Consider the following 11,923-nt stretch of genomic DNA (forward strand, 5'->3'; position numbering starts at 1 on the left):
TAATAAAACAGCCTTCATTTCAACAGTCACATTATATTCGAACTGCACCCTTGACACCCCTGACAGCCTTGACAACCCTGACAACCCTGTGTTCCATCACGAACAAGTCCCAATTCGATAAAAGCGGCTCTAGCTCTTTTTAGAACATCTTCTCGTACTTTTTCAAAGTTGTTAATCATTGTCTGATCACAGATTATGTCTCTTTCTCTTAATGTTTTGATCGGACTTTGAAGCAGTTCCAGTACAAGAAAATCATCTTTTCGAATTGATTCCTTGAAATTAAATTTTGATTTAGCTCCACCATTTTTCTTTGCTGTAGCCATTTTACTCTCCTTATTTTTTATTGACTCCAAAAATCATCAATACATCATACTGTGCATGTAATAATCACCTCCTTTGATTTCTCGATCATTTGAAAGACTTATTGGAAAAGCAGATACAACACCCGAAAAACTATCGAGTGTCCAGGGAACTCACCCCGGTATGCGGCAACCTGTGACTGCCAAGCCCATGTTTGTGAAAAGGAGTTGTGCCATATTATCAATGTTTACCCGAGACCATCAACAAAGTCTGCCATCAGGAGCACGAAAAATATGAAGGTTCCTCAGTGAGCCAGCTTCGACACATAGCTGGAACTTGAGCTGAAAACCTGCACTGCTTGGCTATTAAAAGAACATGTTATGTTCACAGCATTCCGGCAATTGGCCTTGAGAGAGATCGCGAGCAGTTTTTTCAAATACAGGTGAAAGTTGTTGACTATTTGAAACTGCAGCCACTAATCAAGGTCAAAGGCCTGATGGTGCGAGATAGAAAGAACAGCTTGAACTACTCCAGCATCATGTCATAAATGCTGTATATCAAGGACTGAATAGGGAAACCCTGTTAATCAAGGCATCAATTCGCTTGATTCTCTTGCATCGAAAACTACCGAGCCAGACTCCCGCTTCATTACGGAAAACTCAACACAGCAATCTGTCGATGCCGTGGTTTTCTGTCGAGCTCACCCATCAAATTCTGAAAAGCACCAAATCGATATTTCAATAAAGCAGTGCATAAAGCTTAGATAGTTCTTACCGAAACATCTGTCCCTTGAAATCCGGGTACCGATAAAAAATTTTCGCATATTTTACATATAAAATCTATACATTTCCCACACCAAAAGCAAAAAATGCGTAATTACAGGCATTTTCTCATACACACTTTATTTACCCCAACCAGATAGCACAGTAGAAACGTGAGCTTATAGACCATGTTAAAGAAGTGTTTGAACGTTCTGGTCAGCCGAAACAGCAGCAAAACGAAGAGGATACAACGCTGCTCTATCAAAAAAATCGGTCAGTTACAGATTGAAAACGATTTTGTCACATCCTATCAATCCATCGGTGAGGACTGACAATAAAGCTGAACAGAGTATTGATGCGCATGATTGATGAACGGTAATGAACAAACCCTATTAAGGAGTCTCCTGTAGGTGGGAATAGCTGATGAAGGACAAAGGCTGTAAAGTCACTATTTAAAGTAACAGATGCCTTTACTGGGATGGGATTTGAAGCAATCGGACCAAAGCCGAGAACCTCAAAATCAACGCAAAGTTATAGAATGTATCGTTTTCTGCTCGAGAACTTGCCGGCAACAAACAGAAACTATGTATGTCCTCAACTGGTTGGATTGAAACACAATAGATGCTCGATCGGTGCGCTAATGCCTTCTGTGAAGCTGTCCGAATGTACAGAAAACCGTGAAACAGCTTACAGTCTTGCTAAAAAGTACTTTTGGCCCTTCACAAGCTGTTAACCCTGCATCCCGCATCTGCCTTATTGTTTTGTCAGCTTCCGAACGATCGCCACATCGCGAACAATAACGGGACACTTGCAGCCATGGTTAACACAACAATAGGTCCGATGACATAGAACTTTCTTCTGTCAACAAACCCACCCTGAATCGATTTATATAACACCAGCGATGCGGTCGGTAGCACCATCAAAACAGCGGTTCCTGTACCCGGAGCGTATTCTTGTACCAGGATAGAAGTCAATATATGGGGAAAGAATACATTAAGGAACATTGCAAGAGCGTATCCCGTGAAGAAATATGTCCAAAGCCCTTTTTTTCCACTCCGAATTGAAAGGTAAAAAGATAGGTAAGCAAGTACGGTAAGGAACACAACAGCAAAGGTGAACTCCGACGATGAAACTTCTATACCTACTGGATTAGACCATGAAGGAAGGAAAAGAGCTTCTTCGATATTATGCATCGTTACTGCAACTATAAATAACAATGCGCAAGTTTTGAAATTAAACCTTGACATGACTACTGCTCATTGGAAGCTACTATTATACAAAGGGTCCGGATGGATAAAATACGGATGTCTTGTTATGTATTTTCTGCCTTTCGATAGGATAATATTGGACAATGAAAAATCTATCACGAACGGATTACACCGTGAAGGAAAAGAGCCCCCTCGATATTATGCATTGATATCTCTATTACTTGGCCTTGATTTTGAATTGCATTACAATGTCCATATCCTTGAGAATATGATGATCTCGTATCTCAAAGATACATGGCTTTGATTTACCTACATTCCTGGTTTTCTTTATCCGTTCTTTCATCTCTTTATCGATGGGAAGCGTATATATCTGTTCTATAAGTCTTTCCGGGAAGTAGACCGTCGCCTGCATGTAACCTTTCCAGGCAGACATCCATACATTTGTTTTTTTCTTTTTCTGAACTTTACATAGCCAAGCCCTGGCATCGTTATAGTATCTCCATTCATACTGCATCTGGTGCCGGTCATAGAGGCCCAGCAACGCACAATAGGCGGCATAAGACTTCCCCAGTACGGTTCTCAATAGTCGTTCATCCGGGTAAAGAGATTTGTCGGTAAGCTCAATGTTGTTTATTGTTTCCATTTATGGCACCCATGTGATAATACCCTCATTTTGGTTTTGCTTCTCCCATCGCCAAAATCCCTCTAAACTGCGAACACCATCCTCGATTACAGCTTTGTATATTTGAATAGACATAACCTTTTTATCGGTTGGAATTGCTTTTTTTATTCGAAGAATTGCCTCACGAGTCTCTTTTGTTAAAACTTTAGAAATACGTTCAGCCACTCTCTCAAAATAACCGGTATAGGGTGACTCGTTTAATAGATGAATCATGTCTATCTGCCATGAATTTCCGTTTTGATCATCATAAAAAGCATGCCACTCGATGCACTTATCTTCGGCATCCAGTAAGTTTGAATAACTAACGGTTTTAATACGCTTGTTTTCTGCAAGTCCGGATATCGCTAAAAAGCTATCGGAAAGATTGAATGGGTTTGTATAAATATGAAAATCGATGTCTCGATTATTTATCAGTAAGCCTGTTTTAAGTGAGCCCACAAGATTAATGGTTGCTCCGATAGAAGACCAATGATTGATTACACCGGTCTCATCAATGACAGACCAAGCATCTTCTTCTATTTGTTTTGCCGTCTCCAAAATATCTTCCATGAATTTTAACTCCTTCAGTTCGAAGTCGAACGCTCAACCCAGGGTTTTCGAAGTGCGAAGCAAGGAACGAACTCAGCTTTTTGCAAACCCCGTAGCGTGATGTCATCTATTACTTATTTCCAATAACAGTTATTAAACCATTTTCAACCGTTGAATCTATTTTTTCAAAGCCGCATTGCGAAAATTGAGCGTTTACCCAATCTTCCGACAAACGTAATTTTCGGTAGAAACTCTTAAAAAGCTCCCATACTCCGGATGATTTTTTATATACGAGATCATGAACCTTCACTTTTTCAAGCTCATACTCAAGAAAGCATGTGAAAATAATAGTATCATCACTTTTGACTGGCAGAAATCTATCTAAATCTTTCAATTCATGAGTTAAGTCTCGAAAAGTTATAATAAATTTTCCACCAGGCTCTAAAACTTTAAAAACTTTAGCAAAAAGAGACGTCACTTTTTCTTTTGATTCCAAGTGAACAATTGTATCTGTCATGCAAACGATTAGTTCGGCGTTTGATTTTACAACGTTATCGAAATCAATTAAATCCCCTTCTATCGTTCTTATATCAAGCTTTTCCGAATTATCCCTTAGCTCTTGTAAAAGTTTGGCATCTATATCGAATGATGTAACAGAATATCCCGCTTCAGCCAAAGGGATCGATTGAAAGCCACAGCCTGCACCTAAATCAACAGCAATCCCAGAACCTCTGGGAGCAAGCTTGTGTTTATTGATAAATTCAATATTACGCTGGATTCCGGCCTCGAACCCACCAAACATCCATGAATAGACATCAGAAAGCACTTCATCATAATGTTCTTTAACACTTGCCATTTTTTAATCCTTTATACTTTGTCATTAAGCAAGTCAACAATTTCAGACTTCACAAAAAGAATAAACTTTGCTGTCTGGTCCGCACGTGAGGCAAGATGGTCTTCACCGTAACCAAGATAGGCTTGCCAAGCCTCAAATAATATGGATTGATGTTCGACGGGCAAACGCGCTATCAACCACCCGGCAGCGATGTCCTTAGATGCAATCTTTCCAGTTACAGCGCTGTACCATATGCGGGCCAATGTGAGCACCACATTCCGCTCATCACCTGCCCGGTCCGGGGGTGACACATACTGATCCAGGGTATCGACGAGCACACTAAAAAAATCACCTTTAGGCACCGGATCGAAAAAATCTTCGGCCGCCGGACCCGTCAAGGGAAGACTGTGCTGCCTTGCTTTCATCAAGAGGAGCGCCAGATCAGAATCAATGACAGCTGGCTCGAAGATACCTGAAAGAATATCTTTCCGCAGCCATTCTCCAAACTGCAGTTCTCGTCTGGCCGGATAACGCCAAGGGACTACCTCAGTCTTTACAACAACGGTGACCTCCAGAGCTCGAAGTATCTCGCTTTTGCCGGGTGGCGCTGAGATCTTCAGCAAATCAAGCAAAAGAGCCTGTCGGGAAGTTTCTTCAGGCTTTGCCTCTATAGTAACCAGCAAGTCAATATCGCTATACGGTCCCAAACGACCATCAAGCGCCGAACCGTACAAATGTATTGCCTGTAGTGTCGATCCCAGATGGCATTCTATGACATTACAAGCCAGTGATACCTGCTTCGAGATTTCAATGGGCACTGAGCTGTTCATACAGCATAAAATCTAACATTACTTGTTATCTGCACTATAAATTTTTCATGGGCTCACATTATAATCACTATTTTTTCCCCTCTGATCCTCTCAGGAAACTTAGTGAACTTAGGGGACGTTGTTTATTAGCTATAAAAGTTCACCTATCTACCGAACCATATGACTGACTGCTGCGGTTGTAACCCATAACTGCCGCGCTGTCTCTGCCAATGATAAACCACACTCTTTGACAAACTTCTCCACCAATACTCTTCGTATTGCAGGTAATTCTCCTTTTCTGCTGCCTGAACGTAACAAAACAACTTTGATCACCCCTTTGCTGCATGTTTCCTCATTGATATCAGAGTGAAAGCATAAATACTCGTGCCTATCCCCTGAGCCTGTTCACCCATTCGACGGTGATACTCTTTTCTGTCTTGCTCGTCCCGAACGATATTCCATTTCTCAATTCCCCGGAATAATGACATGACGTAATGTCCCTGGCGTACCCAGCCTTGCTCCTTTGTAATAACTTTCTTTTTATATATCCAAGTTTTTGTTATGGCTTTTATATATTAACCAACAACCTGCTTTTAAAGCCAATAAATTACGTCCCCTTTTACTTTTATGAGAATAGCCTCAGTGCTTATCCTTTGTATTTCTTGCTTACTGATTCCAGCAAACAAGAGAGCGGATGCATCGAAAAAACAGCTTTCTTTGCAGTTCACATCGTTACAGGAGAATGAAAAGGCAAGTTATCTCAATGCATTGGAAAAAGAGGTCATCCTTCACTTGAACATGGCACGCACCGATCCGGAAAAATACGCACGGCAATATATTTTGCCGAGGACACGCTATTTCACAGGAAACATCTATCATGATCCCCGAAATCCGCAATTCGAAAACGGGTACCGGACCCGCGAAGGTTTAACAGCAGTTCGGGAATGCGTCAATGCCATGAAGAGAGTAAGTCCGGCGGGAGTCCTTTTTCCATCTGAAAGAATATCAATTGTTGCTCAATCACATGCCAGCTACATGTCCCGCACTGGCAAAACCGGGCACAGAGGACCGGACGGATCAAAACCCGGAACCCGTCTCAGGCAATTCGGCAATTGGAGGATTACCGGAGAAAACATCTCCTACGGCTTTAACACAGCCATTGAAATCGTCGCATCCCTTCTCGTCGATGACGGAGTACCCAACAGAAAACACCGAAGCATCATCCTGGACCCGGAGTTCAGCATCGTCGGCGTCGCCATCGAATCCCACCCCGTCTACGACTATGTCTGTGTGATCAATTTTGCTGGCGTATAAGAAGGATAAACGGCAGTACCTGCATTATTTCGGCGGGAATAATCCGTGTAACGACTTTGAGACTACAATCTTTTTTAGGACAATTTGGACCTCTCAACCGTATCCAGGCATCCGGATAAAGGATGCTTGACAACCGTTTATCAGCACGCTGCATACCAGAGGAAAAAGTAAGAGATTCTGCAACAGCTCGCAATCCACCGCTATAGACCATTTTTTTAATAGCACTTAACAGGATTACTTTTAACACGCTAGAAGTTTGTATCTGATGGCTCCACTACAGGATACTTCCTATTTCACCAGATACCGGGAAATACTCGATACTTCGTTCGTTCTGCGTAAGCTTCGTAACCAATGAGTTCCTGCCGTAACATCTTGTCTTCCATTTTCGTCCTTACAATCATCAGGAGGGCGGACAGAAATCCGGGTATGAGCGCCCAGAACGAGCCTAAAAGCATTGGAGCAGCGAAACTCTGGATGATAGCACCAAGATAGCCGGGATGACGAATGTACTGATAAGGACCGGACATGCACACCGTTTGCCCCCGCTCTTTCTGAATACGAGACGCTGTTGTAAAGAAAGCATTTTCGAGAAGGGCCCAACTGAATAATCCAGTGCCGGTAAAAAAGCAGATTACCCCGACAATATGAACGTTTAAGGGTATATCAGCACTCCACCCATAACGCATATCAAGACCTGCTATCAATTGAACAGCAAGAAAATACAATAGCGCCCAAAGTCCACCGATCAATTTCTCCCAGCCATGCTCTATTTGGGTCATACTGCGTTCAGCAATGATCTCCGGTCTCCGCTTGAGAAGAGCTATCGAGTTAAAAACCGTGCTACCAATGTATATACCGATGAAAACCCAGGCCCATAGCCAATCAGTGTGTCCGGACGAGAAAAGGAGAACTGCTGAAAGGATACCGAACAAAACCAGAATTTGGATGAAACGCCTGACGATACCAATCCTGACTGCAGGAGTAATGGAGTTATTGTTGACAAACATGAAAATCAGCTGACATTTTCAAAAAAACACGACATTTTATCGATCTGAAATCAAGTGTTGTGCAGAACGGATGATTAGTATACCTCCGGAACTCAACGCTTTGTACTACACCGAGGACTCGTTCGCTCTGATGGCATCAAAAAACTCCTGCCAGCTTGCATGGCCCTTACCGGCAGCTTCTGCATATTGACTTGGATTCTCGAAAGCTCCCTCTCGAATACCTTGGTATATGCCGGCGATGATCGAACCTAAAAACTCACCTAGTTCATCTATTCGGTCCTGCCGGAACTCTTCCACCGAAGTTGATGTGTAGGTCAACGTAGTACCAAAGGCATAGTTGAGGTACTCGGCAAGCTGCCGCTGAGTGATAGCTTCGCCATGCAAATTGTAGGTTCTACCGTTATGCTCGTCATCGGTTATCATTCGCGCATAGGCATACGCGAGTTCTGGTCGTGTCGTGTAGCCGCACTTACCGGAACCGGCGCAGTTTACGATTCTTCCCTTTTCTTCGTAGACGTCGACATATTCAATATCAGGCTCGATATAGATCCCGTTGCGTCCGATAACCCAATCCATTCCGCTGTTTCGAATATCTTGTTCGGTTTGTCGATTGGATTGAACAATGGGCGAGAAAGCTGTGTTTTCCTCAGCTCCTTGAATGCTGGTGTAGACTATTTTTCTGACTCCGTTTTCTTTTGCAGCTTGAATCACATTTCTGTGTTGTTCGATGCGCTTATCAGGAGCATCAATGCCGGAAACCAACAAAACCACATCAACAGATTGCAATGACCTAACCAAGACTTCTTTGTCATTGTAGTTTCCGGGACGGATTTCGATGTTCAGGTGCTTGGCTTTCTCCGGACTCCGCGCTAATCCAATAACGTTTTCATTCGACAGCAAAGCTGCAGTAGCTTCAACGATTTCCGTTCCAAGTTTTCCGCTCGCAGCGGTTATTGCTACTTTCAATTCGCCCTCCCCAAAAAGAATTGTCGTTTAATCAATTCATGCCCATCGTCATCCATACCCATAAAGCAAACCAAACTCATCAACGAATTTCTCAGCCAATGCTCTTCGTATTGCAGGTAATTCTCCTTTCTTGTCAGACCCTGAACGTAACAAAGCCACTGTGATTCCCGCTTTGCTGTTTTACCACTGATCAACAGTGTTAACAAATAGCTGATACAAATCCGAAGCACTATTCGGACATCCACCGTAATTATGTATACCAACTGCTACGCTTCGGTCTTTAAGAAGCGGAGAGCCACTCTGCCCACCGTAAGTATCGAGCATGTACTTGAACTGCCCCCCGGCTTTCCTTAGTGAGTCCTCCATGCGATATTGAAATGTTCCGGTATCCCTATCAGCGGGATAACCACATATTTCACCACGAACAGGATCTTCAAGCATTGGGGTTAAGACATCAGAATGACTCACATCAGAACTGATCTTTATCGCCCCCATATCGTAACGCGGAATACCTTTTTCTTTCCAACCACGTGTTGTTGTAAAAGCACTTGCATAGTAACGCCCGTAAGGTTCGGCCTTTCCGGATTTACCAGTGACTACGATGATCGATTTCATCCATCCCTTTTCTTTTCGGTCATATACACAGTGGCCTGCTGTATACAGTTTGTTGGTATGAGTTAACCAACCTGTGCCTATGTAATTCTTCTTCCCGGATGGAGATTTCATATAAAGCTTACATATGGCCTTATAAGGCATCGTGGTGGTGGTTATCACCTTGATTCGTTCATCACCTCCGCAAACAGCCTTAGCAGTAAGATCTTCTTCAGTCCGATAATACCGTGGAGTAATCTCTTCTTCATCAAAATCAGTTGTAGATTCTATCCAATTCGAGAAAACCATCTCTTCTGCCTCTTGCTGCGTTAACTCCAACATCAACGACACTCCTTCTATTGCATTGTGAACTTTAAGTACATCTTAGGGGACGTTGTTTATTAGCGATAAAAGATTATTTCATCAGCGAACCATATGGCTGACCGCCGCAGTTGTCACCCATAACTGCCTTGCCGTCTCAGCCAAAGATAAACCATACTCTTTGACAAACTTCTCAGCAAGCTGTTTTCTTACTGTTGGCAACTTTCCTCTTCTACTTCCTGAGCGTAGTACTGCCACAGTTATCCCCGCTTTGCTGCATGCATCTTCTATATCGTTGTTTATCTGGTTTGACCGGTCTTTTGCTGATAACAACTCTTTTTCCTGATCTTCCGCTTCCCGAAGAACTTCCCTGACAAACGCGTCTCCTCCGAGTATCCGATCATCGCTGAGCGCTTTCATCCCCTGCTTCCTCATCGACTGAACCTTTGACCAGCCACCATGAGAGCGAAGGAGCCCACCACCTGATAGCTCTTTCTCCCGATTTATCACTTTTTCATCTTCCAGATATTCCAGATATGCTTTTCTGGCCTTTCCCCCTGTATCATCGAAAAAACTTAACACATAATCACGATCCAGCCACGGGTATAACACTTTTTGCATCATGACCGCATGGCCGCCCCATGGATACAGAGCCAGTTCTTCAAATGTAGTGACAAGTCCTGCTCGAAGCGGATTGAGATGGATGTAAGCAACCAGCTTGTCAAAGTATGCATCTTCTTCACAGATGATCGATTTGTATCTGTTTTGAAAGAGATGACCGACTCGATGATGGCGACGATTGTAGTATTGCGCGTAACCTGATAAGAACCGGCGCATGAACGTCGACAGTCCCTGTTCTCCGCTTTTGAGTAGGATATGAGCATGGTTTGTCATCACTGCAAAAGCATAAATACTTGTACCGGTCCCTTTAGCCAATTCACCCATTCGACGGAGAAACTCTTTTCTGTCTTCATCGTCTTTTACTATATCCCCTTTCTCAATACCCCGGATAATCACATGATGCAATGTCCCCGGTGCATCCAGCCTTGCTCCTCTCGGCATATTTTTCTTCTTGTTAATGAAAATTCTTTTATGCCCGAAATATATAAATTAATCACTCACTTTTAAAGCTAATAAACAACGTCCCTTATTCCCCTTTTTATTCCAATTCGAAGAACAGCATTCCCAAAAATGGAGAACAACTTTAGCTCTAATAAGTCACTACATCCATTTCAGCGCATCTTCCTTCTTAGTATATTTAGCATCAACAGTCCTCTCAATAAGCAAGCGCCAAGCACAAAGAATGCAACCACACCAAATACGACACCTGAATGTTCTAATTCTCCTCTTCACGCTCTTTTCCTGCGCACAACCAGCGGACACCCTCCGCATCTACGAGCAGGAAAAAGTAATGATGGGAACGGTGATGAAGATCAAGGCGGTTGCGGAAGGTGATGCGGAGGAGAAAGCACAGGAAGCGTTTGACACCGCATTCCGTGAAATTGCGGAGCTGGAGTCGGAGCTGAGCGAGTGGCAGCCGGCAAGTCCGGTTTCCGAAGTCAACCGGCAAGCCGGGATTGGATCCGTTGGGGTTCCTCAGTCCGTTATAACGGTAACGAAGAAAGCACTGGAAATAGCCCGCATAACGGATGGAGCATTCGATGTGACATTCAAACCGATCGGCAGGCTCTGGAATGTCAAGGAAAAAACCTCTCCGCCTCCTCTTGACAGCATTCGAAAAGTGCTGACCCTGATCGATTACAAGCAGATCGATCTCGATACTCTGCAAAAAACCCTTCTCCTGAAAAAGATGGGCATGGAAATAGGTTTCGGGGGAATCGCAAAAGGGTATGCCGCTTTGCGTGCCGGCGAAGTACTGGAAAGGTACGGTATCGATAACTATATCATCAATGCTGGAGGTGATCTCTATGTCAAGGGAAAAAAGGGTGAGCGGCAATGGATGTCAGGCATCAAAAATCCCGATACGAAACAAAAGACGCCACTGATTGCATTCGGTGTCGTCAAAGCCTGCGGCATCGCGACAAGCGGTGATTATGAAAGCTATTTTGTGCACGAAGGCATCCGTTACCACCACATCATCGACCTGAAAACAGGCTACCCTGCCCGAGGAGTCAAAAGCGTTACGGTGTTTTCGGAGGATCCGGCAAAAGCCGATGCTTACGCCACGGCGTTCTTCATTCTCGGACAGAAAAAGGCCTTGCGTATTGTGGAGCAGGACCCTTCACTTGCCTTCATTTTGATCGACGCCAAAGACGGGATTTTCAAAAGCCCGAATATCGGTGAGTTTATCGAGGAAATAAGAAAAAAGTAAACGATGGATTCCCGTGTCAAGCACGGGAATGACTGAAAAGGAAAAGCCAAATGCCTTACAGGCAGTCTTGCCGGACTCGATCCGGCATCCATATTGCGGTTGGGAAAAAGATCGATCACCGGGTAAGACCTGTGAAATAGTGGTTTTGAATTTCACAGGTCAGGTCCGGGGATGACTGAAAAAGAGAGATCACTGCTTTTGAGAGACATACTCTCCCGAATCCCGATCCCGACAGAAAAATCGGGATCAACGAAGCTCCTGAATAGCGA

Annotated in this window: 12 protein-coding genes; 2 read left to right on the forward strand and 10 right to left on the reverse strand. The window is 43.6% G+C overall.

Annotated features, from left to right (window positions below):
* Positions 1-26: 26 nt before the first annotated feature.
* The 6 genes from QZ209_RS01740 to QZ209_RS01765 form a co-directional block, all read right to left on the reverse strand.
* On the reverse strand, positions 27-323 hold the full coding sequence (locus QZ209_RS01740) for a hypothetical protein (protein ID WP_265370551.1): 297 nt from the start codon (positions 321-323) through the stop codon (positions 27-29).
* Between the two features lie 1,502 nt (positions 324-1,825).
* A complete protein-coding gene (locus QZ209_RS01745; protein WP_294344059.1) occupies positions 1,826-2,308 on the reverse strand; it encodes an HXXEE domain-containing protein in 483 nt (160 codons plus the stop codon).
* A gap of 178 nt (positions 2,309-2,486) precedes the next feature.
* The gene (locus tag QZ209_RS01750; RefSeq protein ID WP_294344062.1) at positions 2,487-2,912 is read right to left on the reverse strand and encodes a DUF3788 family protein; all 426 of its coding nucleotides are present in this window, start codon (positions 2,910-2,912) and stop codon (positions 2,487-2,489) included.
* A complete protein-coding gene (locus QZ209_RS01755; RefSeq protein ID WP_294344065.1) occupies positions 2,913-3,500 on the reverse strand; it encodes a phosphoglycerate mutase family protein in 588 nt (195 codons plus the stop codon).
* Between the two features lie 109 nt (positions 3,501-3,609).
* Positions 3,610-4,335: a class I SAM-dependent methyltransferase gene (locus QZ209_RS01760; protein WP_294344068.1), complete on the reverse strand. Its 726-nt coding sequence runs from the start codon at positions 4,333-4,335 to the stop codon at positions 3,610-3,612.
* Positions 4,336-4,346: 11 nt separating this feature from the next.
* The gene (locus tag QZ209_RS01765; protein ID WP_294344070.1) at positions 4,347-5,144 is read right to left on the reverse strand and encodes an AadA family aminoglycoside 3''-O-nucleotidyltransferase; all 798 of its coding nucleotides are present in this window, start codon (positions 5,142-5,144) and stop codon (positions 4,347-4,349) included.
* Positions 5,145-5,840: 696 nt separating this feature from the next.
* Here QZ209_RS01765 and QZ209_RS01770 point away from each other — a divergent pair.
* The gene (locus QZ209_RS01770; protein WP_294344073.1) at positions 5,841-6,437 is read left to right on the forward strand and encodes a CAP domain-containing protein; all 597 of its coding nucleotides are present in this window, start codon (positions 5,841-5,843) and stop codon (positions 6,435-6,437) included.
* A 293-nt stretch (positions 6,438-6,730) separates the two neighbouring features.
* On the opposite strand, the gene QZ209_RS01775 is transcribed toward QZ209_RS01770, so the two are convergent.
* From QZ209_RS01775 to QZ209_RS01790, 4 genes are all read right to left on the reverse strand, one after another.
* The gene (locus tag QZ209_RS01775; protein ID WP_294344076.1) at positions 6,731-7,444 is read right to left on the reverse strand and encodes an isoprenylcysteine carboxylmethyltransferase family protein; all 714 of its coding nucleotides are present in this window, start codon (positions 7,442-7,444) and stop codon (positions 6,731-6,733) included.
* Positions 7,445-7,549: 105 nt separating this feature from the next.
* A complete protein-coding gene (locus tag QZ209_RS01780; RefSeq protein ID WP_294344078.1) occupies positions 7,550-8,410 on the reverse strand; it encodes an SDR family oxidoreductase in 861 nt (286 codons plus the stop codon).
* A 180-nt stretch (positions 8,411-8,590) separates the two neighbouring features.
* Positions 8,591-9,343 (reverse strand): trypsin-like serine protease, encoded by a 753-nt coding sequence (locus tag QZ209_RS01785; protein ID WP_294344081.1) that lies wholly within the window; start codon positions 9,341-9,343, stop codon positions 8,591-8,593.
* An 81-nt stretch (positions 9,344-9,424) separates the two neighbouring features.
* A complete protein-coding gene (locus tag QZ209_RS01790; protein WP_294344082.1) occupies positions 9,425-10,384 on the reverse strand; it encodes a transposase in 960 nt (319 codons plus the stop codon).
* A gap of 241 nt (positions 10,385-10,625) precedes the next feature.
* Here QZ209_RS01790 and QZ209_RS01795 point away from each other — a divergent pair, with 241 nt between their 5' ends.
* The gene (locus tag QZ209_RS01795; RefSeq protein ID WP_294344084.1) at positions 10,626-11,654 is read left to right on the forward strand and encodes an FAD:protein FMN transferase; all 1,029 of its coding nucleotides are present in this window, start codon (positions 10,626-10,628) and stop codon (positions 11,652-11,654) included.
* Positions 11,655-11,923 lie beyond the last annotated feature (269 nt).

It is taken from the genome of Prosthecochloris sp. (genome assembly GCA_015482705.2).
Classification (GTDB): domain Bacteria; phylum Bacteroidota; class Chlorobiia; order Chlorobiales; family Chlorobiaceae; genus Prosthecochloris.

Bases quoted from the DNA above. Each gene is read 5' to 3' on its own strand.
- QZ209_RS01785 (WP_294344081.1), bottom strand. From the start codon at position 9,343: ATGTTGGAGTTAACGCAGCAAGAGGCAGAAGAGATGGTTTTCTCGAAT.
- QZ209_RS01740 (WP_265370551.1), bottom strand. From the start codon at position 323: ATGGCTACAGCAAAGAAAAATGGTGGAGCTAAATCAAAATTTAATTTC.
- QZ209_RS01745 (WP_294344059.1), bottom strand. From the start codon at position 2,308: ATGTCAAGGTTTAATTTCAAAACTTGCGCATTGTTATTTATAGTTGCA.
- QZ209_RS01760 (WP_294344068.1), bottom strand. From the start codon at position 4,335: ATGGCAAGTGTTAAAGAACATTATGATGAAGTGCTTTCTGATGTCTAT.
- QZ209_RS01775 (WP_294344076.1), bottom strand. From the start codon at position 7,444: ATGTTTGTCAACAATAACTCCATTACTCCTGCAGTCAGGATTGGTATC.
- QZ209_RS01790 (WP_294344082.1), bottom strand. From the start codon at position 10,384: ATGCCGAGAGGAGCAAGGCTGGATGCACCGGGGACATTGCATCATGTG.
- QZ209_RS01765 (WP_294344070.1), bottom strand. From the start codon at position 5,144: ATGAACAGCTCAGTGCCCATTGAAATCTCGAAGCAGGTATCACTGGCT.
- QZ209_RS01750 (WP_294344062.1), bottom strand. From the start codon at position 2,912: ATGGAAACAATAAACAACATTGAGCTTACCGACAAATCTCTTTACCCG.
- QZ209_RS01755 (WP_294344065.1), bottom strand. From the start codon at position 3,500: ATGGAAGATATTTTGGAGACGGCAAAACAAATAGAAGAAGATGCTTGG.
- QZ209_RS01795 (WP_294344084.1), top strand. From the start codon at position 10,626: ATGCAACCACACCAAATACGACACCTGAATGTTCTAATTCTCCTCTTC.